The sequence below is a fragment of the Streptomyces sp. HUAS TT7 genome (assembly GCF_051550175.1).
Taxonomy (GTDB): domain Bacteria; phylum Actinomycetota; class Actinomycetes; order Streptomycetales; family Streptomycetaceae; genus Streptomyces.
Map to the genome: position 1 here is coordinate 5,562,495 of NZ_CP196175.1, position 23,287 is coordinate 5,585,781.

Annotated in this window: 16 protein-coding genes, 1 tRNA gene and 1 pseudogene; 12 read left to right on the forward strand and 6 right to left on the reverse strand. The window is 72.5% G+C overall.

Annotation, left to right across the window (positions count from 1 at the left end):
- Positions 1–47 precede the first annotated feature (47 nt).
- Entirely contained in the window at positions 48–818 is a 771-nt protein-coding gene (locus tag ACSHXC_RS25145) for a maleylpyruvate isomerase family mycothiol-dependent enzyme (protein WP_438293757.1), read from the forward strand.
- A 10-nt stretch (positions 819–828) separates the two neighbouring features.
- Here the strand turns inward: ACSHXC_RS25145 and ACSHXC_RS25150 are convergent, their stop codons facing one another.
- Positions 829–969, reverse strand: coding sequence for a hypothetical protein (locus ACSHXC_RS25150; protein ID WP_438293758.1), 141 nt, complete (start codon positions 967–969; stop codon positions 829–831).
- A 45-nt stretch (positions 970–1,014) separates the two neighbouring features.
- Positions 1,015–1,470 carry an N-acetyltransferase family protein gene (locus ACSHXC_RS25155; RefSeq protein ID WP_438293759.1) on the reverse strand — a complete coding sequence of 152 codons (456 nt, stop codon included), beginning with the start codon at positions 1,468–1,470 and terminating at the stop codon, positions 1,015–1,017.
- Between the two features lie 227 nt (positions 1,471–1,697).
- Between ACSHXC_RS25155 and ACSHXC_RS25160 the strand changes: the two genes are divergently transcribed.
- Together ACSHXC_RS25160 and ACSHXC_RS25165 are read left to right on the forward strand one after the other, a co-directional pair.
- Positions 1,698–4,307: an alpha/beta fold hydrolase gene (locus ACSHXC_RS25160; protein WP_438293760.1), complete on the forward strand. Its 2,610-nt coding sequence runs from the start codon at positions 1,698–1,700 to the stop codon at positions 4,305–4,307.
- Positions 4,304–5,173 (forward strand): ABC transporter permease, encoded by an 870-nt coding sequence (locus ACSHXC_RS25165; protein ID WP_438293761.1) that lies wholly within the window; start codon positions 4,304–4,306, stop codon positions 5,171–5,173. Before ACSHXC_RS25160 ends, ACSHXC_RS25165 begins: the two co-directional genes overlap by 4 nt.
- A gap of 86 nt (positions 5,174–5,259) precedes the next feature.
- Here ACSHXC_RS25165 and ACSHXC_RS25170 read toward each other — a convergent pair whose 3' ends face one another.
- Positions 5,260–6,531 carry an aminotransferase class I/II-fold pyridoxal phosphate-dependent enzyme gene (locus ACSHXC_RS25170; protein ID WP_438293762.1) on the reverse strand — a complete coding sequence of 424 codons (1,272 nt, stop codon included), beginning with the start codon at positions 6,529–6,531 and terminating at the stop codon, positions 5,260–5,262.
- A 196-nt stretch (positions 6,532–6,727) separates the two neighbouring features.
- On the opposite strand from ACSHXC_RS25170, the gene ACSHXC_RS25175 reads away from it, so the two are divergent.
- Both ACSHXC_RS25175 and ACSHXC_RS25180 read left to right on the forward strand, forming a co-directional pair.
- Positions 6,728–7,729 (forward strand): aldo/keto reductase, encoded by a 1,002-nt coding sequence (locus ACSHXC_RS25175; RefSeq protein WP_438293763.1) that lies wholly within the window; start codon positions 6,728–6,730, stop codon positions 7,727–7,729.
- 231 nt (positions 7,730–7,960) lie between these two features.
- A complete protein-coding gene (locus tag ACSHXC_RS25180; protein ID WP_438293764.1) occupies positions 7,961–10,339 on the forward strand; it encodes an NB-ARC domain-containing protein in 2,379 nt (792 codons plus the stop codon).
- 7 nt (positions 10,340–10,346) lie between these two features.
- Here the strand turns inward: ACSHXC_RS25180 and ACSHXC_RS25185 are convergent, their stop codons facing one another.
- Both ACSHXC_RS25185 and tsaD read right to left on the reverse strand, forming a co-directional pair.
- Complete coding sequence (locus ACSHXC_RS25185) at positions 10,347–12,047, reverse strand: CDP-glycerol glycerophosphotransferase family protein (RefSeq protein ID WP_438296812.1); 1,701 nt, start codon at positions 12,045–12,047, stop codon at positions 10,347–10,349.
- Positions 12,048–12,389: 342 nt separating this feature from the next.
- Entirely contained in the window at positions 12,390–13,451 is a 1,062-nt protein-coding gene (gene tsaD, locus ACSHXC_RS25190; protein WP_438293765.1) for a tRNA (adenosine(37)-N6)-threonylcarbamoyltransferase complex transferase subunit TsaD, read from the reverse strand.
- A gap of 208 nt (positions 13,452–13,659) precedes the next feature.
- On the opposite strand from tsaD, the pseudogene qcrB reads away from it, so the two are divergent.
- From qcrB to ACSHXC_RS25205, 3 genes and pseudogenes are all read left to right on the forward strand, one after another.
- Positions 13,660–15,191: pseudogene (gene qcrB, locus ACSHXC_RS25195) on the forward strand (cytochrome bc1 complex cytochrome b subunit).
- 11 nt (positions 15,192–15,202) lie between these two features.
- A complete protein-coding gene (locus ACSHXC_RS25200) occupies positions 15,203–15,625 on the forward strand; it encodes a PPOX class F420-dependent oxidoreductase (RefSeq protein WP_438293766.1) in 423 nt (140 codons plus the stop codon).
- An 83-nt stretch (positions 15,626–15,708) separates the two neighbouring features.
- Entirely contained in the window at positions 15,709–16,428 is a 720-nt protein-coding gene (locus ACSHXC_RS25205; RefSeq protein ID WP_438293767.1) for a TetR/AcrR family transcriptional regulator, read from the forward strand.
- 434 nt (positions 16,429–16,862) lie between these two features.
- Here ACSHXC_RS25205 and ACSHXC_RS25210 read toward each other — a convergent pair.
- Positions 16,863–16,935 (reverse strand) — tRNA-Arg (locus tag ACSHXC_RS25210).
- Between the two features lie 365 nt (positions 16,936–17,300).
- Between ACSHXC_RS25210 and ACSHXC_RS25215 the strand changes: the two genes are divergently transcribed.
- The 4 genes from ACSHXC_RS25215 to ACSHXC_RS25230 all read left to right on the forward strand — a co-directional run bounded on the left by ACSHXC_RS25215 (position 17,301) and on the right by ACSHXC_RS25230 (position 23,127).
- Positions 17,301–18,905 carry a dynamin family protein gene (locus ACSHXC_RS25215; RefSeq protein ID WP_438293768.1) on the forward strand — a complete coding sequence of 535 codons (1,605 nt, stop codon included), beginning with the start codon at positions 17,301–17,303 and terminating at the stop codon, positions 18,903–18,905.
- Positions 18,902–20,605, forward strand: a complete 1,704-nt coding sequence (locus ACSHXC_RS25220; RefSeq protein ID WP_438293769.1) for a GTPase — start codon at positions 18,902–18,904, stop codon at positions 20,603–20,605. Before ACSHXC_RS25215 ends, ACSHXC_RS25220 begins: the two co-directional genes overlap by 4 nt.
- A 275-nt stretch (positions 20,606–20,880) precedes the next feature.
- Positions 20,881–21,417 carry a single-stranded DNA-binding protein gene (locus tag ACSHXC_RS25225; RefSeq protein ID WP_438293770.1) on the forward strand — a complete coding sequence of 179 codons (537 nt, stop codon included), beginning with the start codon at positions 20,881–20,883 and terminating at the stop codon, positions 21,415–21,417.
- A 303-nt stretch (positions 21,418–21,720) separates the two neighbouring features.
- Positions 21,721–23,127, forward strand: a complete 1,407-nt coding sequence (locus tag ACSHXC_RS25230; RefSeq protein ID WP_438293771.1) for a Cys-Gln thioester bond-forming surface protein — start codon at positions 21,721–21,723, stop codon at positions 23,125–23,127.
- Positions 23,128–23,287 lie beyond the last annotated feature (160 nt).

The following is a 23,287-nucleotide window of genomic DNA, read 5'->3' on the forward strand; positions in this document are numbered from 1 at the left end:
ACAGGGGTGTCCAGCGGGTCGTGACCGGGGTCCCCTAGGGTGGCTCCATGACCCTTGAACATGCGACGTACTGCGACGAACTCGTCCGCCAGACCGCCGAGTTGAGGTCCCACCTGTCCGGTGCGGACCTCTCGGCGAAGGTGCCGACCTGTCCCGACTGGACGCTGCGCGAACTCGCCACGCACGTAGGCGGGGCCCACCGCTGGGTCCACCACATCGTGAGCACCAAGGCCATGGAGCCCGTCTCGCCGAAGCAGGTGGCCGGCCGCGGGCCCGAGAGTGACGACCCGGCCGCCCTGGACGCCTGGCTCGCCGAGGGCGTCGGGCTCTGTGCCACCGCGCTGCGGGACGCCGGGCCCGACCTGGAGGTCTGGTCCTGGGCAGGCACGACGACCGCCTCGTTCTGGTCGCGCCGGATGGTCCACGAGACCGTCGTGCACCGCGCGGACGCGGCAGGCGCGGTGGGCGCGGCGTACACGCTGCCCGCCGACGTGGCGGCCGACGCCCTCGACGAATGGCTCGGCATCATCGACTTCGCCCGGGCGTTCAAGCGCTCCGAGACCCCGCTCGGCGAGCCCGGCCAGTCCCTGCACCTGCACGCCACGGACGCCCCCGGCGCCGAGTGGCTCATCGAGATCGGCGAGGCGGGCTTCACCTGGCGCCGGGCCCACGACAAGGCGACGGTCGCGCTGCGCGGCCCCCTCGCCGACGTCCTGCGTGTCTTCTACCGCCGGCTGCCCACCGACCACCCGACCGTCGAGGTCCTCGGCGAGGCGGCCGTGCTCGACCAGTGGCTGAGCGCGGCCTCGTTCGGCTGAGCCCGGCCCGTCAGCCGGCCAGGGTGCCCTGCTTCTTCACCGCGTCGGTCATGTCCGCGGTGTCCGAGGCGGCCGGCACCCGGACCGGCTTGGCGGCCCCGAACTGCTTGAAGTCCATGGCCACCCTGGCCTCGCCGAACTGCTCGTTCACGCGCACCGGAAGGTCGCGGCGCTCACCGCGACACCCCCCGGCCGGTCAGGCGAAGGGCCAGGTCAGCATCGCGAAGGGGCCGTCGTCCTGCGCGCCCGCCGCGCGGTACGCGGCGAGCGCCGCGTCGTTGTCGGTGTCCACGCCCACCCACATGTCGTAACAGCCGCGCCCCCGCGCGACGGCGGCCAGCGCGTCGACCAGGGCGCGCCCGATGCCCCGGCGGCGGTGCGCCTCGGCCACCGCCAGCTCGTACAGGCACATCTCGCTGCCCTTGTCCGGGTGCAGCATCTCGATGCCGGAGACGAAGCCGACCGGGGCGCCACCGGCGTACGCGATGAGCATCACATGGCCCGGCGCGGCCAGGAACCGGGCCGCCCACTCCTCGCGGGCGGGACCGTCGTACAGGTGCTGTGCGGCGGTCAACTCGGCCGTGGTGGTGGCGCGGTGGATCTCGTACGGACTCCCCATCACGGGTGCTCCCTTCTCGTGCGGCGTGTCCATGGCGGCCTCGTGCTTCTCGTGGGGTGGGTGCGGGACGGCCTCGTCCTTCTTGCGCGGCTGTCCCCGGCGGGCCCGCCCTTCTCCCGCGGTGTGCGTACGGCGGGCCCACTACTCCCGCTGCGGTACGGGACGGTGCGACCGTACTCCCCGGGTACAGCAGGCACTTCCACCCAGCGGCAGGCTCGGTTGTCGGTGCGGGCGCATACCGTTGGGGGATGGAGATCAGCATGCGCAGACGCCGATGGCGGGTGGCCGCGGGGGCGGCCGCCCTTGCCGCGCTCGCCGGGGCCGGTGTCTGGAGTGCCGCGGGCGCCTCGGGCGCCCCCGCCGTGCACCGTGAGGACCGGGTGCTCGACATGCCCGGAGCGAAGATCGACACCTCGTTCTTCACGGCGGGCAGCGCCCAGGACAAGCGGCCCGCCGTGCTGATCGGACACGGCTTCGGCGGCAGCAAGGACGAGGTGAAGGGCCAGGCCGAGCAGCTCGCGCGCGACGGGTACGCGGTGATGACCTGGTCCGCGCGCGGCTTCGGCAAGTCCACCGGCCAGATCGGGCTCAACGACCCGCAGTTCGAGGTCAAGGACGTGTCGCGGCTCATCGACTGGCTGGCCGAGCGGCCCGAGGTGCGGCTGGACGGCGCGGGCGACCCGCGCGTCGGCGTGACCGGGGTGTCGTACGGCGGGGCGATCTCGCTGCTCGCCGCCGGGTACGACAAGAGGGTCGACGTGATCGCCCCGGAGATGACGTACTGGAACCTGTCGGACGCTTTCTTCCCAGACGGGGTCTACAAGAAGCTCTGGGCGGGGATCTTCGTCTCCACGGCCGGAGGCTGCCAGAAGTTCGAGCCGGGGATCTGCGCGATGTACAAACGCGTCGCGACCGCCGGGCAGCCGGACGACGAGGCAGAGAAGCTCCTCGCATCCAAGAGCCCGTCCGCCGTGGGCGACCGGATCAAGGTGCCCGCGCTGATCATGCAGGGCCAGACCGACTCGCTGTTCCCGCTCGGCCAGGCCGACGCCATGGCGAAGCGGATCGCCGCCAACGGCGCCCCCGTCTCCGTCGACTGGATCGCGGGCGGCCACGACGGCGGCGACCGCGAGACCGGCCGCACCCGGGCCCGCGTCACCCGGTGGTTCGACCGGTATCTGAAGGACGACAAGGGCGCCGACACCGGGCCCGCCTTCCGTGTCACCCGCACCGGAGGCGTCAACTCCACTGATGGCGCGGCCCAGTTGAGGGGTGCGAGCAGCGGCAGCTACCCCGGCCTGGAGAGCGGGCGGCAGACGATCGCGCTGACCGGCCGCGAGCAGAGCTTCGACAACCCGCCGGGCGGAGCACCGCCCGCGATCTCGGCGGTGCCCGGCCTCGGCGCGGGCCTGTCCAGCCTCTCCTCCCTCGGTGTCGGCCTCTCCCTCGACTTCCCCGGCCAGTACGCCCGGTTCGACTCCGCGCCCCTGAAGACCGGCGTCCACGTCACCGGCTCGCCCACCGTCAAGCTCAAGGTGAAGTCGAGCGGCGACGCCGCCGTGCTCTTCGGGAAGGTGTACGACGTCGGCCCCGACGGCAAGCAGCAGGTGCTGCCCTCCCAACTCGTCGCCCCGATCAGGGTCGACGGAGCGAAGGAAGGGAAGACCGTCGAGCTGACCCTGCCCGCCGTCGACCACAACGTCGAGGCCGGCCACCGGCTGCGCCTCGTGGTGGCCGCCACCGACCTCGGCTTCGCCTCCCCGGCCGGGCCCGCCACGTACACCGTCTCGCTGGACGGCGGCGGCCTGAGCGTGCCCACCGTGCCCGCCGCGCGCACCGCCTCCGCCGGTCTCTCCTGGTGGGTGTGGGGCCTGCCGCTCGCCGGAGCAGTGATCGGCGGCGCGCTCCTGGTCACCCGGCGCACCCACACCCCCGAGCCCGACCCGGAGCTGGCCCAAGTGCCGCTCCAGATCACGGACTTGACCAAGAAGTACGCCAAGTCCAGCGACAGGTACGCGGTGCGCGAGCTCTCCTTCCGGGTCGAGAAGGGCCAGGTGCTCGGACTGCTCGGGCCCAACGGCGCGGGCAAGACCACCACCCTGCGCATGCTCATGGGGCTGATCCGGCCCGACGGCGGCGAGATCCGCGTGTTCGGCCACGCCATCCGGCCGGGCTCGCCCGTGCTTTCGCGGGTCGGCGCGTTCGTCGAGGGCGCCGGCTTCCTGCCGCACCTGTCGGGCCGGGAGAACCTGGAGCTGTACTGGGCGGCGACCGGCCGCCCCGCCGAGGACTCCCGCATCGAGGAGGCCCTGGAGATCGCGGGCCTGGGCGACGCCCTCCAGCGCGCGGTCCGCACGTATTCGCAGGGCATGCGGCAGCGGCTCGCCATCGCGCAGGCCATGCTCGGCATGCCGGACCTGCTGATCCTCGACGAGCCGACCAACGGGCTCGACCCGCCGCAGATCCGCGAGATGCGGGACGTGATGATCCGGTACGCCGAGGGCGGCCGCACCGTGATCGTCTCCAGCCACCTCCTGTCGGAGGTCGAGCAGTCCTGTACGCATCTGGTGGTGATGGACCGGGGCCGGCTCGTCCAGGCGGGTCCCGTCGCCGAGATCACCGGCGCGAGCGACACGCTGCTCGTCACCACCGCCGAACCGGTCGCCGAGGCCGTCGTGGACAAGGTGGCCGCCCTGCCCGGCATCGGCTCGGCGCTGCGCACCGACGAGGGCCTCCTGATCCGTCTCGAAGGGGCGACCACCACCGAGCTCATCGCCGAACTCCTGCGCCTGGACGTGCAGTTGACCGGCGTCGGCCCGCACCGCCGCCTGGAGGACGCGTTCCTCACCCTGATCGGAGGTTCCGCATGACCACGCTGATGGAGTCCCCGTCGGGCGAGACGGCCCCCGGCTACCGGGCCCGGCGCACCCTGCCGCTGCGCGTCGAGGCCGTACGGCAGCTCAAGCGCCGGCGCACCCTGGTCATGGGCGCGGTGCTCGGCGCGCTGCCGTTCGTCCTGATCGTCGCCTTCGCCATCGGCGGCAGCCCGAGCAGCCGCAACGGCCGCATCACGCTGATGGACACGGCGACCGCGTCCGGCGCCAACTTCGCAGCGACCTGCCTGTTCGTGTCGGCCGGGTTCCTGCTCGTGGTGCCGGTCGCGCTGTTCTGCGGGGACACCGTGGCTTCGGAGGCGAGCTGGTCGTCGCTGCGGTATCTGCTGGCCGCGCCCGTGCCCCGGGCCCGGCTGCTGTGGTCGAAGCTGGCGGTGGCGCTCGCCTTCAGCGCGGCGGCGATCGTGCTGCTTCCCGTGGTGGCGCTCGCGGCGGGCACGGCGGTCTACGGCTGGGGGCCGCTCCAGATCCCGACCGGCGGCTCGCTCGGCTCGGGCCAGGCCCTACCCCGGCTCGCCATCGCGGTCGCCTTCGTCTTCGTGTCCCAGCTGGTCACGGCGGCGCTCGCGTTCTGGCTCTCCACCCGCACGGACGCCCCGCTGGGCGCGGTCGGCGGCGCGGTGGGCCTGACCATCGTCGGCAACGTCCTGGACGCGGTGACGGCGCTCGGTGACTGGCGGGACTTCCTGCCCGCGCACTGGCAGTTCGCCTGGGCCGACGCGCTCCAGCCGCACCTGGAGTGGGGCGGCATGCTGAAGGGCTCGGCGGTGTCGGTGGCGTACGCGCTCGTCCTGTTCGCGCTGGCCTTCCGCGGGTTCGCCCGCAAGGACATCGTGTCGTAGGCCCGGGCTCGTATCCCCGGATACAGGGAGGCCGCCCGCACACCCTCGGCGTGTGCGGGCGGCCTCCCTGTATCGGTTCGTCCGGCTCAGGCCGCGAGGAGCTTCTCGTACCCCACGAGCCGCACGCAGGCCGTGAGGCCCAGGATCGCCTGCTCCAGCTCCGCCGGGCCCGGGTAGCTGGGCGCGATGCGGATGGTGGCGTCCTTCGGGTCGTTGCCGTACGGGTGCGTCGCACCGGCCGGGGTCAGGACGACGCCCGCTTCGCCGGCCCGCGCCACGACCTCCTTCGCGCAGCCCTCGGGGACTTCGAGGGTGACGAAGTAGCCGCCCTTGGGGACCGTCCAGCTCGCGAGGCCGGTGCCGCCGAGCTCGCTCTCCAGGATCCGCTGGACGATCTCGAACTTCGGCTGGAGCAGCGCGCGCTGGCGCTCCATGTGGGCCCGCACGCCGTCGGCGTCCTGCAGGAACAGGACGTGGCGCAGCTGGTTGATCTTGTCGGGGCCGATCGAGCGCTTGGAGTTGTTGGCGAGCAGCCACTGCACGTTGGCGGGCGAGGAGCCGAAGAAGGCGACGCCCGCGCCCGCGGCGGTGATCTTCGAGGTGGAGCCGAAGACGAACGCGCGGTCCGCGTGACCGGCCGCCGCGCAGGCGCCGAGCAGGTCGGCGATCTCGGCGGGCTCGTCGGTGAGGTGGTGGGCGGCGTAGGCGTTGTCCCAGAAGATCCGGAAGTCGGGGGCCGCGGTCTCCATGCGGGCCAGGCGCGCCACGGTCTCGTCGCTGTAGCTGATGCCGCTCGGGTTGCTGTACTTCGGCACGCACCAGATGCCCTTGATGCCCGCGTCCTCGGCGACCAGGCGCTCCACGACGTCCATGTCCGGACCCGCGTCGGTCATCGGCACCGGGATCATCTCGATGCCGAACCGCTCGCACAGCGAGAAGTGCCGGTCGTAGCCGGGCACCGGGCACAGGAACGCGAGGCGCTCCTGGTCCACCCAGTGGGACTCGGCGCCGGGTACGACGCTCAGCATCGCGTGCACCAGACAGTCGTGCATGAGCTCAAGGCTGGAGTTGCCCAGGGCGAGCAGCTGCCCGGCCGGCACCTGGAGGACTTCGGCGAAGATCTCCCGGAGCTCGATCAGGCCCTGGAGGCCGCCGTAGTTGCGTACGTCCGTGCCGTCGGCGGAGGTGTAGCGGCCGCCGGGCAGGCTGAGCAGGTCCTCGGAGAGGTCGAGCTGCTCGGGCGCGGGCTTGCCCCGGGTGAGGTCGAGCTTGAGGCTGCGGGCCGCAAGTGCCGCGTAGTCCTGCCGGGCCTGGTCGAGGAGCCCAGCCAGGGCGTCGGGGCTCAACTCGGTGGTCATGGTGATTCCTCTCGCGGGGCCGCGCGCGTGTGGAACGGCATGGGGTGGGTGCGCCCTGTCGAGCTTACAAAGAGCCCCCTGAGGCCCGGACGACCGGCTTCCTCCCCGCCCGCACGGAGGCCCGTACGCAGGAGGAATGCGGGAGAATCGAGGGGCTGGAACTTCGCAGAGTGACAGAAGGGGAGCTGAACGCCACGTGAGGTATCGCGAGCTTGGCACCGGGGGACCGACCGTCCCGGCCGTGGGCCTGGGGTGCATGGGCATGTCGACGGCGTACGGGGTGGCGGACGACGCCGAGTCCGAGCGGGCCCTGGACCGGGCGCTCGACCTGGGCGTCACGCTACTGGACACGGCGGACGCGTACGGCCGCGGCGCCAACGAGGAGTTCCTCGGCCGCTGGCTGCGGCGGCGCGCGGCCGACCGGGAGCGCTTGGTGATCGCGACGAAGTTCGGGCTGCGGCACGACCCGGACACGGGCCGGGTGGACCGCGTGGACACCTCGGCGGCCCACGTCCGCAACGCCTGCGAGGCCTCGCTGCGGCGGCTGGGCGTCGAGCACATCGACCTGTACTACGTGCACCGCCGCGCCCCCGCCACCCCCATCGAGGAGACGGTGGGCGCGATGGCGGAACTGGTCGCCGAGGGCAAGGTCGGCCACCTCGCGCTGAGCGAGATCAGCGTCGGGACGCTGCGCAGGGCGCATGCCGAACACCCCATCGCCGCCGTCCAGTTGGAGTACTCGCTGTTCACCCGGGACGTCGTCGAGGGCGCCGTGCTGGACGCGTGCCGCGAGCTGGGGATCGCCGTGGTCGCGTACAGCCCGCTGGGCCGCGGCATGCTCACCGGCAGCATCACCTCCACGGCCGACCTCGACGGTGGTGACAACCGCAGGCGCTGGCCGCGCTTCGCCGAGGAGAACTTCCCGCACAACCTGGCCCTGGTGGACGCGGTACGCGCCGTCGCGGCCGAGCTCGGCTGCACTCCCGGGCAGGCGGCCCTGGCCTGGCTGCTCGCCCAGGGCGAGGACATCGTCCCGATCCCCGGCACGAAGAAGCGCCGCTACGTCGAGGAGAACGCGGCGGCGGCCGAGCTGACCCTGACCGCCGAGCAGGCAGCCCTGCTGACCCGTGCCGTCCCCGAGGGTGCGGTCGCCGGGGGCCGCTACCCGGACGCGGCGCTGGCCAGGGTGGGGCACTGAGGCGGCGGCCGGGCCTGTGGCTCCGGGTGGTGCGGGCGGGCCGGATGTCGCGGCGGTGCCGTTCCGGTCGCTCCGGGTGGCGCGGCTCGGCCGGATCTCGCCGTGCCGCGCCGCAGGTCGCACTGTCCAAGCCGGGCTGATCTCTCTACCGTGGGCTGTCTACCGGTGTGACCTCGGTATCTCTGTCCATCTGCGGCATCTCCGTTCGCGGGCACGACACAAGGGGGCTCTGTGGAATTCGAGTTGGCGGCGCTCGTGGGAACGGCGGTGACCACGCTGATGGGGCTCATGGTCTCGGAGTCCTGGACGCAGGCGCGGGCCCGGGTGGCGCGGTTCTTCGCCCGCAGAGGCCCGGGGGAGAACGGCTCGGGGGAGGATGAACTCCCGGGTTCTCGCGAGGAGTTGACGAGCCTGGTCCGTCGGACCCTGGAACAGGACCCGGACGCCGTGCAGGAGCTGCGTGTCCTGCTCGCCGAGCTCACGGGAGCCGCCGGGTTGGCTCTCGCGGGCGCCGACGGGGGCGAGCGGGCTGTCCCTGGGCGCCACGCCGGCATCACGTCAAACCCGCGGTCGTCGTCCGAGGATCGCCCCGACGGGGTACCGGCCCCGCGCGCCGGGTTCTTCAACCGTACGGAAACGCTCGCGACCCTTGACGGCGCCCTTTCCGCCGGGGCGAGCGAGGCCGCGCACGTTGGCGTGTTCGTGTTCGCGGGCCCGCCCGGGGTCGGCAAGAAGGCGACAGCCCGCCAGTGCGCGTACCGCTCGCGCGCGTACTTCCCGGACGGGCAGGTCTACGTCGACTTCGCGGAGCTGCGCGGCCAGGCGGGCGGCGCGGACGTGTCCGCCGCCCTGGGGATGTGTCTGCGCTCCCTCGGCGTGAAGGAGCACTACCTGCCGCGCACCCTGCCCGAGCAGGCCAGGCTGCTGAGGGAGCGGACCGGCAGGCGGCGGCTCCTTTTCGTCCTGGACAACGTCGACGCACCGGCCCAGGTGCGGGCCCTCGTGCCGAACGGGCCGGGCAGCGCCGTGCTGGTCACCAGCAGCACATCCTTGCGCGAACTGGTCATCGACGGGGCTGAGTTGATGTCCCTGAAGCCGCTGAGCCCGCACAGCGCCCTGGAGCTGCTCGCCGACCGCTGCGGCCAGGAGGCGGTCGACGCCGACCGGGCTGCGGCCGAGCGGCTCGTCGAGCTGTGCGGCGGACTGCCCGTCGCCCTGCACGTGGTCGCGGCCCGGCTGCTCGCCCGGCGCCGCCTGACGATGGCCGCCCTCGTGGCCGAACTGTCCGACGAGAACCGCCGGCTGTCCGCGATGTCCCTGGGAGGGGAATACCCGGTGTCCGCAGTGTTCGACGCGTCCTACCGGCGGCTGAAGCCCGAAGTGGCCCGCTGCTACCGGCTGCTGAGCTGGATCCCCGGCCGCACCTTCGAGACGGGAACGGTCGCCGCCGCCCTCGGTGCGGACCGGTTCGCCGCCGGGTCGCTGCTCGACGAGCTCGTGGGGGCGAGCCTTCTGGAGGAGACCGGCGAGGACCGCTACCGCTTCCACGAGCTCGTACGGCTGCACGCTCGCGAGTGCGCGGAGTCGGAGGAAGTGGACGGTGGCCAACTGGGCGTCGTGGAGCGGGTGTTGACGCACTACCTCGCCCTGACGGCGTTCGCCGACCGCGCCGTACGGCTCGACCGGCTGCGCATCGCGGACCTGGCTGAGCTGCTCGCCAACAACCCGGACCCGTTCGCGGCCGATGACGCGCCGGACCCGCTCGACTGGCTGGAGGCGGAGCGTGCCAACATCCTGGCCGTGCTGCGCGAGGCCGGCGACCACCGCCTCTACATGAAGGGCTGGCAACTGGCGGAGGGATTCACCGTCCTGTTCCTGCACCGCAGGTACGTCGCGGACTGGAAGGAATCGCTGGAGCTGGGAGCGGCCTACGCGTCCGCCGTTCTGGAACCGGCCGCCGAGGCGCGCCTGCGCAGCCTCCTGTCCCGCCCGCTGATGGACCTCGGTGAGGACGAGCGCGCCCGTACGGAATTGAACACGGCACAGGCGTGTGCCGAGGTGGCCCATCACACGGAACTGCGGGCATCGGTCCTGGAGTTCCTCGGCCGGTACTGCGACCGCTTCGAGACCTCCCGGGCCATCGAGGTGTACGAGGAGTCCCTGCGTCTCAACACCGAGGCGGGCCAGCTGCGGGGTGCGGCCATCGTGACCTTCTTCCTCGGCTGCGCGCAGGATGCGGCGGGCGACTCCGCCCTGGCCCTGGACACGCTGAAGCAGGCCCACGAGGCGCTGCTCGGCCTCGCGGATCCCGATGTGCGGATGGCTGCCCGCGCGACGGCCGCGATCGGGCGGGCCCACGATCACCTCGGTCAGCGCGCGGAGGCGGACCGCGAACTGCGCGAGGCGGTACGGGTCCTGCGCGAGGCGGACGCGACCCACTACGAGGCCCAGGCCCTCCTGGAACTGGCCGACATCGCCCAGCGCGACGGCGGCGACCGCACCCACCTGCGCGCCGATCTGTCCCGCGCGCTGGAGATCCACGAGGCGGGAGGCAGCCCGCTCGCGGAGGAGATCCGGGCGCGATTGGGGGAGCTGGACGGGGAGGAGTGAGTCCCGCTCAGCCGGAGTGGCCGGCCGCCCGCAGCCGCAGGGCGACATCCTCCGTGCGGGCGGCGCCGATCCGCAGCGTGACCAGGGCGTCCGCCGGCTGCTGCCCCGCCCGTAGGCACGCGTAGACGACGGCAGCCGCGAGACCCGGGTCCGCGGCCGGCCCGGTCGAGGTGGCCTCGACGACTCGGCCGTCCCGCAGTCCGACGAGAACGCTGCCGGTGTGCAGGGCGACGGCGGTCAGGAGACAGCCGGGAAATCGCTCCAGCGTGTCGGCGATCCAGCGCAGGGCGCCAACTGCCGTGGGCGCCCCGCCTTGCCGGACGATCACCGACGCGCTCTCGGCCAGCCGCCGGTCCGGCTCGTCCTCCGCGCAGGCCAGGTGGGCGAACGTATCGGCGCCCTCCTCGACGGCGCCGGACACCGGAGCGGGATGGCGCCGGACGGTGGTGACCGGCCCCGATTCGTCGGTGGACACGACGGTGGAGACCCACCACGACCTGCACGGGACGGTGTCGATGTCCGCGCCGCTCAGGGGAGGGGCGTACGGCGCCGCGGCGGCCGGCTCGGGCAGTTCCATCAGGCGATACAGGGCGCTGCGAAGCCGGGCATGCGCCTGCCCCGGGTCCGCGAAGGCGCGCTCGGCCACAGGGGAGTAGCGATTCGGCGTGTGGGCGCGGACTGCCTCCTCGACCTGCTCGGCCAGGTCGGCGCGCGGGTCGAGGCGCGGCGCCAGCCGGGCGAGGTCGAAGGCCGCCGTGCCCGGCACCGCGTCGGTCCCGAACGCCGCGAGCAGTACGGGAATGTCGAGGCAGGCCCCGTACAGCGTCACCGATCCGTGGTCGCCGATCACCACGTCCGCGGCGACGAGCGCGGGCCGCCAGGCGTGCACCGGCGGCACGAGCAGCAGCCCCGCGTCGCGGGCGGCCGTCTGAAGCGTGCGGACCTGCCAACTCCCGTGTGACGCCGAGATGTTGGGGTGTCCGACGAGAGCCACCCGGTACTCGTCGTACGGCAGCGCGGCGAGCAGTCTGGCCGGCAGCTCCGGGTCCTGCCCGATGAGGGAGGTGTCCTTCCAGGTGGAGCTGATCAGGACGAGCCGCCTCCCGTCCTCGACCCCCAAGTCCTTCCGAAACACGGCGCGTTGACGCATTCCGGCGAGGAGCTCGTCGAAGCACGGGTCGCCGACCGGGAGCGTGCGCCCGGCGGTCTTGGGGTGGGCGGCGAGCAGCTGCTCCTCCTGGTCGGGATGCGAAACGGCCAGCCAGGCCCGTCCGGCCTCCAGCAGCGCATCCGGTACGAGCCCGGAAAGGCGCTCCCGCGCGCTGCGGGAATCGGGCACCAGCTTCTGGAACCCCACCCCGTGCGGCAGCACGAGCACCGGGCAGTCGCCGTCCGGCACGTCGATGTTCTCGCTGGCGGTGACGATGAGGTCGGGGCTGATGCGGCCGAGCTGCTCCCAGGGCATGACCCGGCACCCGGCATCGTGGAGCAGCTGCAGCACGCCGTCGCTGAAGGCGGACGTCGGATCGTAGGCGAAGACGACGGAGACACGGCTGTCGTCGCGCACCAGGGTGGGCAGGCACTCCAGGACGCGGACCGTCGACGTCACCGTCCGGGCGGCCACGACCAGGGTCTTCTCGGCACGGAAGGTGCGCCACCGGTGGGCGTCGGGCCCGACGGGAACGCGAAGGGGCTGGCTAGCGTGCATGGCCACCCCGAAAAGCTACGCGCCACCCGTTCGCGGTTCGCGGTTCGCGGTTCGCGGTTCGCGGTTCGCGGTTCGCGGTTCGCGGTTCGCGGTTCGCGGTTCGCGGTTCGCGGTTCGCGGTTCGCGGTTCGCGGTTCGCGGTTCGCGGTTCGCGGTTCGCGGTTCGCGGTTCGCGGTTCGCGGTCATCGTCGCCTTATCGTCTTTCAAGTTGCGCTACAACCTTTCGGACGGACCCCGGCCGCACGGGCGCGTCTGACTCACCATCAACTGGCGCATGCTACCTGTCCGTCCTGCGAGGCACCCGCCCACCTGGCGCGACTGCCGGGGAAAGCCCGCTGCCGTCAGGCGGCCCGCACGCCCCGCGCGACCGGGTGCAGGGCCGCGAACTCCAGCGGGGCGGACGGGTCGATGGAGACGTACAGCGGGGCCGGCTCGGCGCCCGCGCGGACCAGCAGGTCGCCCACCGCGGCGATCATCGCGCCGTTGTCGGTGCACAGGCCGAGCGGCGGGACGCGCAGGGTGATCCCGGCCGCCGCGCAGCGCTGCTCGGCCAGGGACCGCACGCGGGAGTTCGCGGCGACCCCGCCCACCACGACCAGGGTGTCGACCCCGTGCGTCCGGCAGGCGTCCACCGCCTTGCGGGTCAGTACGTCGGCGATCGCCTCCTGGAGGGCCGCCGAGCCGTCGGCAACGGGGAGTTCGGTGCCCGCGTGGCGCTCGGCCCAGCGTGCGGCGGCCGTCTTGAGCCCGGAGAAGGAGAAGGCGTACGGGTCGTCGCGCGGCCCGGTGAGCGGCCGGGGGAACGTGACCGCGTCCGCGTCGCCGCCCCGGGCCGCCCGGTCGATGGCGGGGCCGCCGGGATAGGGCAGCCCGAAGACGCGGGCGACCTTGTCGAAGCACTCGCCCGCCGCGTCGTCGAGGGTGTCGCCGAGGTGGGTGATCGGGTCGCGGGCCAGGTCCCGTACGAGCAGGAGCGAGGTGTGGCCGCCGGACACGATCAGCACCATGCACGGGTCGGGCAGCGGGCCGTGCTCCAGGGTGTCGGCCGCGACGTGCCCGGCCAGGTGGTGGACGCCGTACAGCGGTACGTCCAGCGCGTACGCCAGTCCCTTCGCGCCCGCGAGGCCGACCTGGAGGGCGCCGGACAGGCCGGGTCCGGTGGTCACGGCGATCGCGCCGATGTCGGACATCCGCAGCCCCGCGTAGTCCAGCGCCCGGTGCACGACCGGGGTGAAGGAGTGGACATGGGCGCGGGCGGCGATCTCCGGCACGACCCCGCCGTAGCGGGCGTGCTCGGCCATGCTCGACGCGACCGCATGGCCGAGCAGCCGCCCGTTCCGCACGAGACCGGCCCCGGTCTCGTCGCAGGACGACTCGATTCCGAGCACCACTGGACAGCCCACCCCGAACACCCCTTCTGCCTGGTCTGACGCTATTGCAACTACTTCGCAATAAGCATAGGGGTGCCGGGGACGGGTGGGGGCCGAGCTTAAGTGGGGAACTTTCCCCGGTTAGTATGCGGAGGTCGGCACGGGAGTGGAGCGGTCAGTACCTGCCGACGTCCGACGTGCGCGTCTTCAGCGAGGGCGCGCTGGAGCGAGGGGGTTCGGGGTGGCAGGGCGTGGAGAGCGGATCGCCGACTGGGCGGACGGGCGGGTGGGCCTGCACCGGCTCGCCAAGAGCAACATGCGGAAGATCTTTCCGGACCACTGGTCGTTCATGCTGGGCGAGATCTGCCTGTACAGCTTCGTCGTCATCATCCTGACCGGCGTCTATCTGACGCTGTTCTTCAAGCCGAGCATGGTGGAGGTCGTCTACGACGGCTCGTACGTCCCGCTCAACGGCCAGAAGGTCTCCGAGGCCTTCGACTCGACGATGCACATCAGCTTCGAGGTGCGCGGCGGGCTGCTGATCCGGCAGATCCACCACTGGGCGGCGCTGATCTTCATCGCGGCGATGTTCGTGCACATGATGCGGGTGTTCTTCACCGGCGCCTTCCGCAAGCCCCGCGAGGTCAACTGGCTGTTCGGCTTCGGCCTGTTGTTCCTCGGCATGCTGGACGGCTTCTTCGGCTACTCGCTCCCCGACGACCTGCTCTCCGGTACGGGCATCCGCTTCATCGAGGGCGTGATCCTGTCGGTGCCGGTGGTCGGGACGTACATCCAAATGTTCCTGTTCGGCGGGGAGTTCCCGGGCACGGACATCATTCCGCGCTTCTACAGCCTGCACGTCCTGCTCATCCCGGGCATCATGCTGGGCCTGCTCGTGGCCCATCTGATCCTGGTCTTCTTCCACAAGCACACCCAGTTCGCCGGGCCCGGCCGCACCGAGAGGAACGTGGTCGGCATGCCGCTCCTGCCGGTGTACGCGGCGAAGGCCGGCGGCTTCTTCTTCCTGGTGTTCGGGGTCACGGCGGTGGTGGCCGCGATCGCCTCCATCAACCCGACCAGGTCTCCACCGGCGCCCAGCCCGACTGGTACATGGGCTTCGCGGAGGGCCTGATCCGGGTGATGCCGGGCTGGGAGGTCAACGCGTGGGGCCACACCCTGGCCCTCGGGGTGCTCATCCCCTTCCTCCTCTTCCCGACGATCCTCGGCCTGATCGCGGTCTATCCGTTCGTGGAGGCGTGGATCACCAAGGACCGGCGCGAGCGCCACCTCCTCGACCGGCCGCGCAACGCCCCCGTACGCACCGCCCTCGGCGCGGCCTGGATCAGCCTGTACCTGGTGACGCTGGTCGGCGGCGGCAACGACCTGTTCGCCACCCACTTCCACCTCTCGCTCAACGCGATGACGTGGACGGTGCGGATCGGCTTCTTCGTGGTGCCGGTGCTCGTCTTCGAGATCACCCGCCGCTGGTGCCTCGGCCTCCAGCGGCGCGACCGCGACCTGGTCCTGCACGGCAGGGAGACCGGCCGCATCAAGAAGCTGCCGCACGGCGAGTACGTCGAAGTGCATGAGCCACTGCCCGCGGAACGGCTGCACACCCTGACGGCGCACGAACAGCCCGAACCGCTCGCCGACGGGAAGTCGCTGCGGGCCCGGCTGTCCCGCGCGTACTTCGGCGAGGGCGGGCAGGTCGCGAAGGCGACGCCGGAGGACCGCGAGAGCCTCGCGGCCGGCCACGGGGGTGCCGGGCATTGAACGGGGTGCGGATGTCGACGCGAACCGGGGCCGGTCAACTGGCCGATGCCAGGCGCCTGTTGGTGACCACGTACGGTCCGGGCGGCGCGCCGGTGACCGAACGGAGGTGGGTGATCCGGGACGGAGGGTCGGCCCTCGGCATTCTCACGCCGAAGAGCTCGTCGCTCGCCGGGCGGCTGCGCGCGGGCTCCGGGATCCTGATCGGGGCTGCCGCGCTGAGGGCGAGAGCGGCGTTCCTCGACGAGGAGTCCACGGTGTGCTATCGGACCGCCCTGATCGACAAGTACGGCCTGGCGGCGGTGGTGATGCTGGCCCGCGCCCGGCTGCGGCACGGGCCGGCCGGGACGGTGGGGGTCCGCCTGGTCGTCGGCGCCGGCGACCGGGGCCTGATCGGCAGGGCCTGGCAGCCGGACTGGTCGTACAGCATGAACTGAGGCGGGGGGCCGTGACGGCCGGGCCGGGGACGGGCCCGGCAACCGGGGAGGGGTCCTCGCTTGCCGATATAGGGTCTGGCCCCATGGCCCCGCCGGAGAATCAACAGCAGAACCGTCACCACCATCAGCAGAACCATCAGCAGCCGAACAAGAAGAAGCCCGCGCCCCTGCGGCGCGACGCGCTGCGGAACCGGGATCTGCTGGTGGCGGCGGCGCGGGAACTGTTCGCGGAGCAGGGGATCAACGTCCCGCTGGACGAGATCGCGAAGCGCGCGGGGGTGGGCAACGCGACGCTGTACCGGCGCTTCCCGGCCCGGGGCGACCTGGTGGAGGCGGTCTTCCACGACGACCTGGCGGCGGTGATGGCCTCCGGCGAGAGGGCGCGCCTGGAGGGCGACGCGTGGGGCGCGCTGACCACGTACCTGGAGGGCGTGTGCGCGCTGCTGGCCCGGGACCGGGGTGTCAGCGACCTGATGACCACGGGCATCGAGGGCGCCCCGACCCTGGACGCCATCCACGTCCACAATCACGCGACCCTGAGCGGGTTGATGCGCCGGGCCGCCGAGGACGGCGAGCTGCGTACGGACGTGGTCACGGAGGACCTCCTCTTCGCCCTGAGCGCCCTGGGCGCCTCGCTCCCCGCGATCGAGTCCATCCGCCCGGGCTCCTGGCGCCGCCCCCTGGCCCTCCTCCTGGACGGCTTCCGGGCCACGGCCCAACGCCCGCTGCCGGAGCGTGCGTTGACGGCGGAGGAGACGGATCTCGTACACCGGGAGCTGGGCGGAGAGCCACCGGAGGCGTGACGGCCCCACCCTGCGTCGCCGTGCCCCGCCCCGCCGCGGCGATGGCGCGGGCGGTGGTGGGAAGCTCCCGGATCCCCCTGCCGTACACCCCCTCCACGGGGGAGTGCCGCTGTGCTCGGAGGCGGGCGAGCACGGCGGTCGGCGCTGGCGGCGTCCTGCGGGCCGTTGCGCACGGGCGGGAGGAGGCAGGGCTCATGCGGCGAACCCAGCGGTGCCCGGGGTGCGGGTGCCGGTGCCGCGCCGGCGGGGCGATGACGAGGGCGCGGTGCGCCGCGAGCACGCCGTGCCCGTCGATGCCGCGACGGCGAGGTGCCCGTATCCGCCCACCAGCGGACCGGCCAACCCTTACGCCCGTTCTACCTGGCTCTCGCTAGCCTCCCCCCACCAGCAAAAAGGCCCTCCCGAAGGAGGGCCGGACGCCCGGTGGACCTGGGCGCCCCCGGCAGGACTCGAACCTGCGGCCAAGCGCTTAGAAGGCGCCTGCTCTATCCACTGAGCTACGGGGGCCGGATGGGGCCTCGGTGGCCTGGAGCCCCGGGCGGGCAAGGGCGGAGGTCCGGGACGGGTCCCGGGCCGATGACCTTGCCGGGGACAAGGATAGGGCTCCTGTCACCTCGTCCCGGTTGCTTCACCTGCGTGGCACGATGTGGAGGTTCGGTGAAGCGAACCGATAATCGCAGGTAGGTGCGAATCACGCAGCGCTTTTGACGCTCGCGGCGCAGGGTGTTGTGCACTCGTTATGCCTGCGCCCCACTCGTCCCGTGTGTCCCATGTGTCCGTTCGGTATGTCCCGGCGGCCTACGGACGCGCGCGGAAGTGGCCATACGCTTCAAAAAGGCGCCAAAATTGGGCATTCTTCGCATGTGGTGACCATGGACGTACGGCCTCAGCTCATCGACGCACTCTCCGCCCTGCGCGACAGTGTCGCCGCCGTGCGTCTCCCGCTGCCCCTGCCGGGTGCTCCACGCGCCCGGCAGACGCGCAGCGAGCTGCTCGCACAGCTTGACGATTATCTGCTGCCCCGGCTGAAGGATCCTGAAGCCCCTCTGCTGGCTGTCATTGGCGGGTCGACCGGTGCCGGGAAGTCCACGCTCGTCAACTCCCTTGTGGGGCGGCGGGTCAGCCAGGCCGGGGTGCTGCGGCCCACCACCCGTACTCCTGTGCTCGTATGCCACCCCGATGACAAGGACTGGTTCGCAGGGGTGCGGGTGCTGCCCGGACTCACCCGCGTATGGCTGCCGCAGCAGCAGGACGACGCCGAGGGGGACGAGCTGCCCGGCGGGGACGACGACGGGGCCGTGCGTGTCGAGACCGCCACCACGCTGCCCCGCGGGCTCGCGCTCCTGGACGCCCCGGACATCGACTCACTGGTCGTCAGCAACCGGATTCTGGCCGCCGAACTCATCTGCGCCGCCGACGTGTGGGTCATGGTCACCACCGCCTCCCGGTACGCCGACGCGGTGCCCTGGCATCTGCTGCGTACCGCCAAGGAGTACGACGCCACGCTCGTCACCGTGCTCGACCGGGTGCCGCACCCGGTGCTCGCCGAAGTGTCCCGGCAGTACGGGGCGTTGCTCACCAAGGCCGGGCTCGGGGACGTGCCCCGGTTCACCGTGCCCGAACTGCCCGAGTCCGCCGGGGCCTCGCACGGGCTGCTGCCCGCCACCGCGGTCGCCGCGCTGCGTGCCTGGCTCCTCCACCGCTGCCAGGACCCGGCCGCCCGCCAGCAGGCCGTGGCCCGGACCGCGTCGGGCGCGATCGAGTCGCTCAACGCGCGGATGCCGGAGCTCGCTTCGGCCGTCGCCGCCCAGTACGCCGCCGCCGTACGCCTCACCGGCGCGGTCGAGGACGCGTACGCCAAGGAAGGCGCCCGGGTGCGGCGGCGGTTGCAGGCCGGCGGGGTGCTCGCCGGGGACGCGCTCACCCGCTGGCGCGCCCACCCCAGTGGCGCCTCGTCCGCCGAGCTCCTGGACGCGCTGGTGGACAGCCTCGCCGAACTGCTGCGGTGCGCGGCGGCCGCGGCGGACGAGCGGGTCAGGGAGGCGTGGGCGCGCGAGCCGGCGGCGGGGCGGTTCGGCAACGGCGTGCCCCACGCGGACCCGGAGGACCGGATCGGGCTCGCCGTGCGGCGCTGGCGGCGGGTGCTCGAAGAGCTGGCCGAGGACGAAGTGCGGGAGATGGAACGCTCGCTGGCCCCCGATCCCGAGACCGTGGCGGCGCTCCTCGCGGCCGCGCTGCTCGGCGGGCGCAGGGCCGGCCGGGCGGGCGAGCGGCTCGCCGAGCGGATCGGCGCCCAGGGTGCGCTGCGGCTCCGCGACAAGGGCGGCGAACTCGTCGCCACATACATCGACCAGGTGCTCGGCGCCGAACGCGAGCGCCGGCTCGCGCCGCTGGACGCCCTTGAGGTGACGCCCGAGCCGCAGGCCGAGCTGATCGCCGCACTGTCCGCGGTGCAGAAGGAGAGGAAAGCGGCATGACGCAGCAGGTCGAGGACCAATGGGCCGACGGGTTGATCGCGCGGCGCGCCCCCGAGCCCGGCGAGACGACCACCCCTGAGGACGAGGAACCACAGGAGGACGACCTCGATTTCGAGCCCATCGGCGGGCCGTACGTCGGTGCGGTGCGGGGCCGGCTCGACGCGCTGCGCGAACTGGTCGGGCTCTCCCGCACCCGGATCGACGCCCAGGCACTCGCCGAGGCCGGGCGGGTGCTCGACGAGGCGTCCGCACGCCAGCGGCTCTCCGCCCGGCACACCGTCGTCGCCATCGCGGGCGCCGCCGGAAGCGGCAAGTCCACCCTCTTCAACTCCCTGGCCAAAAGCCAGATTTCGGACACCGGACTGCGCAGGCCTACCACCGGCGCGCCCATCGCGTGCAGCTGGACCGACGGCGCCGCCGGGCTGCTCGACCGGCTCGGCATCCCCGGCCGGCTGCGCCGACGGCCGCTCGACAGCGCGGGCACCGACCTGGAGGGCCTGGTCCTCGTCGACCTGCCCGACCTCGACTCGGCGGTCGTCTCGCACCGCCAGGCGGCCGACCGGGTGCTCGCCCTGGTCGACGCGATCGTGTGGGTGGTGGACCCCGAGAAGTACGCCGACGCCGTGCTCCACGAGCGCTATCTGCGGCCCCTCGCCGGGCACGCGGAGGTCAGCTTCGTCGTGCTCAACCAGGTGGACCGACTCCCCGGCGAGGCCGCCGACCAGGTGCTCGACGATCTGCGCCGGCTGCTCGACGAGGACGGCATGGCGCTCGGCGAACACGGCGAGCCCGGCGCCTCGGTGCTCTCCGTGTCCGCGCTGACCGGCAAGGGCGTGGGGGAACTCCGCGAACAGCTCGGCCGGTTCGTGCAGGAACGCGGCGCCGCCGCCCGTCGACTGTCCGCCGACGTGGACGCGGCCGCCGCCGAACTGCGTCCGCTGTACGTCGCGGACGGCCGGTCCGGGCTCGACGAGCGGGCCCGCAAGGACTTCGCGGACCGCCTCGCCGCGGCGGTCGGCGCCTCGGCCGCGGGGGAGGCAGCCGAACGCGAGTGGCAGCGCAACGCCCAGCACGCGTGCGGGACTCCGTGGCTGCGGCTGTGGCGCTGGCTGGACCGGCTCCGAAGCCCGGCCGCGCAGCGGACCCGCGCCGACGCCGAGGTCGAGGAGGAGGTCACCGCCCGTCAGCGGGTCGAGCAGGCGGTCCGTACGGTCGCCGACGAGGCCTCGGCCGGGCTGCCCGCACCCTGGGCGCAGGCCGTGCGGGAGTCCGCCGTGCGCGGCGCCGAGGGGCTCCCCGAGGCCCTGGACGAACTCGCGGTACGGGAGGAACTGGAGCGCGGCACCTCGCCCCGGCCCCCTTGGTGGCCGGCCGCGGTGCTGGTCCAGATGGTGATGACGGGCATTCAGGTCGCCGGTGGGCTCTGGCTGCTCGGCCAGATCATTGGGGTGCTGCGGCCGGGGCTCATCGTCCCCGCGCTCGTGATGCTGGGCGGCATCGTGGGCGGCCCGCTGGTGGAGTGGGCGTGCGCGGTGGCGGCCCGCGGGCCCGGCCGGCGCTACGGACAGGAGACCGAACGCAGACTCCGCGAGGCGGCGGCCGGCTGCGGCCGGGCCAGGGTCCTGGACCCGGTGGCCGCCGAACTGCTGCGGTACCGGGAGGTGCGGGAGCAGTACGCGGCGGTGGCGGGGTCGGCGTGATCCGGGGCGGCCGCAGCGCCGGCTGAGGGGGCGGGTGAGCACGAAGGGCGCGGCCGGGTGGGCCTGAGCGGCGCGGCCGGGTGAGCGGGTTTTCCACAACCGGACGGTGGTCCACAGGCTCCGGCACAGACTCCCCGTCCGGTCCAGCATGGAGATCGACAGCGCAAGGGTTCGATCGAGTGCCGGGCCGGGCGGGGCTTTTCTTTGCCTCCTCCCCGCTCCGGCGTACGAGGGTTCGGGCCCACGGGTTCTACGGAGTACGGGGGTTGAGGGCAGTGAACGAGACGATGGTGACGCTGGTCGGCAATGTGGCGACGCAGGTGGAGTGGCGGGAGTCGGCGACGGGCGGGGCGGCCAGGTTCCGGCTCGCGGTGACCGCGCGCCGCTTCGACCGGGAGAAGCAGTCCTGGGTGGACGGGGCCACCAGCTTCTACACGGTGTGGGCGGCGCGGGCGCTCGGGATGAATCTGACGGGCTCGGTCGCCATCGGAGAACCGCTGGTGGTGCACGGCCGGTTGAAGGTGAGGGACGAGGAGCGGGGGGACGGGCCGCGGTGGTTCTCGGCGGACGTCGACGCCGTGGCGATCGGGCACGACATGTCGCGGGGGACCACCGCGTTCCGCCGGGTGTTCAAGGGCGAGGCGGCTCCGGTCGAACGGGCCGGGGTCCAGGGCGGGGAGGGCGGCCCGGCACCCGGCCGTGAACCGGCTGCGTCCGGGGCGGGCCAACCGATTTCGGCCAGAGGTGTCCCGACAGTGGTATGGGAATCGGCCACATCCGAGGCGGCGGCGACCGTACCGATGGGCGTCTAGCCGGGGGCACTTGAGGGAGCGGAGAGGGGGAGTGGAGGGATGGTTGAGCAGTAAAGGTGTCCCGAAACTCCCTTTCTGTACCGGAGATTTGTCGATAAGGCCAGGTGGCGCGCGCGTTCCGGGATAACGATTCCGAATCAGAATGCTTATCTGATGTCATCGCAGCGGATCGTCGACTTCCGTATCCCTAGGATTCCCGCGTACTCACGGGGCACTTGAGTCTGCCGGTGAGGCACTTCCCCCACGCGCACCTCTAGTGCACGCGCACCACATGCGAAAGTGCCTCGCCCGAAGGGGAATTCTGTGTTTTCAGCCGTTCACGGGCGTACCGCCCGCAAGCGGGGTGCTCTGCGCCTCGCCACCGCCACAGCCGTCTCGGGACTCGTCGCGGCCGGAGCGATAGCCGGCGCCGGTGCGGCCGTCGCGGACACGCCTGACCAGCAGGGCCAGGGCGGCGCGACCGCCACCATCCAGGGCCTTGAGCCCGGCTCGTTCGCCGACGCCGTCATCACGGGCGACAACGGCCACAAGGAGCAGGTCTCCGCCGGTCTGTTCCGGATGAACGTCGACGGTGGCGGCACGCTGCGCACGTACTGCATCGACATCCACAACCCGACGCAGCGCGAGGCCCAGTACCGCGAGACGCCGTGGAGCGGCACCTCGCTGGCGAACAACAAGGACGCCGGCAAGATCCGCTGGATCCTGGAGAACTCCTACCCGCAGAAGAACGACCTCGGCCAGCTGGCCAAGGACGCGGGCGTCACCGGCAAGCTCAGCAACGCCGAGGCGGCCGCGGCCACCCAGGTCGCGATCTGGCGCTACTCGGACCACGTCAAGGTCGACGCGGCCGGCAAGGACGCGCAGACCCTGGCCGACTGGCTGTTCAAGAACGCGAAGGTCGTCGAGGAGCCCAGGGCCTCCCTGACGCTCGACGGCGCCTCGGTGGCGGGCAAGGCCGGTCAGAAGCTCGGCCCGGTCACGGTGCACACCAACGCCGACAAGGTGACGGTCACGCCGTCCCAGGAGCTCCAGGCCGCCGGCGTCAAGATCGTCGACAAGGCGGGGAAGACCGTAAGCTCCGCCGCCAACAACAGCCAGCTCTTCTTCGACGTGCCCGCGGCTGCCCAGCCGGGCTCCGGCTCGCTGCGCCTGTCCGCCACCACCCAGGTGCCGGTCGGCCGTGCGTTCGCCAGTGACTCCAAGAGCCAGACGCAGATCCTGGCCGGCTCCAGCGACTCGACGGTCAACGCCGAGGCCAAGGTGACCTGGGCCAAGCAGGGCGCCATCCCGGCCGTGTCGGTCAAGAAGGACTGCGCCAAGGGCGGCGTGGACATCACCGTCACCAACAAGGGTGACGAGGCCTTCCCGGTGACCGTCGGTGGCAAGACCATCGCGACGGTTCCGGCCGGCGGCTCGAAGTCCGTGCTGTTCCCCGTCGCCGAGGACGAGAAGTACGACTTCACCATCGCGGGCCAGCACTTCTCCGGTGTCCTGGACTGCAAGACGGCGGGCACCGGCCCGGCCCCGTCCTCGAAGCCCAGCCCCGCCTCGGCCGGTGGCAGCTCGACCGGGACCAACGGTGGCACCAACCTGGCCGAGACCGGCAGCTCCAGCGCCACCCCGATGATCGCCGGTGCGGCGGTCGTCCTGGTGCTGCTCGGTGGCGGCGCGGTGTTCTTCCTCCGCAAGAAGAAGACCGCCGGTCAGTAAGCGAGCAGCACGGCAGTACATGAGCTCGAAGTGAGCGCCCGGTGACGGGCAGCGGCCCCGGTACGCGATCGCGTACCGGGGCCGCTTCGTCGTGCGGGGCAGCTTCCGGGCCACGCGGGCCCGCCGGGCGGGGTCGATGCCGACACCCTGTGACAGATCG

Coding starts and splice junctions, on each gene's coding strand:
- ACSHXC_RS25145 (WP_438293757.1), top strand. CDS start 48: ATGACCCTTGAACATGCGACGTACTGCGACGAACTCGTCCGCCAGACC.
- ACSHXC_RS25155 (WP_438293759.1), bottom strand. CDS start 1,470: ATGGACACGCCGCACGAGAAGGGAGCACCCGTGATGGGGAGTCCGTAC.
- ACSHXC_RS25160 (WP_438293760.1), top strand. CDS start 1,698: ATGCGCAGACGCCGATGGCGGGTGGCCGCGGGGGCGGCCGCCCTTGCC.
- ACSHXC_RS25165 (WP_438293761.1), top strand. CDS start 4,304: ATGACCACGCTGATGGAGTCCCCGTCGGGCGAGACGGCCCCCGGCTAC.
- ACSHXC_RS25170 (WP_438293762.1), bottom strand. CDS start 6,531: ATGACCACCGAGTTGAGCCCCGACGCCCTGGCTGGGCTCCTCGACCAG.
- ACSHXC_RS25185 (WP_438296812.1), bottom strand. CDS start 12,047: ATGCACGCTAGCCAGCCCCTTCGCGTTCCCGTCGGGCCCGACGCCCAC.
- ACSHXC_RS25200 (WP_438293766.1), top strand. CDS start 15,203: ATGTCGACGCGAACCGGGGCCGGTCAACTGGCCGATGCCAGGCGCCTG.
- ACSHXC_RS25205 (WP_438293767.1), top strand. CDS start 15,709: ATGGCCCCGCCGGAGAATCAACAGCAGAACCGTCACCACCATCAGCAG.
- ACSHXC_RS25215 (WP_438293768.1), top strand. CDS start 17,301: ATGGACGTACGGCCTCAGCTCATCGACGCACTCTCCGCCCTGCGCGAC.
- ACSHXC_RS25220 (WP_438293769.1), top strand. CDS start 18,902: ATGACGCAGCAGGTCGAGGACCAATGGGCCGACGGGTTGATCGCGCGG.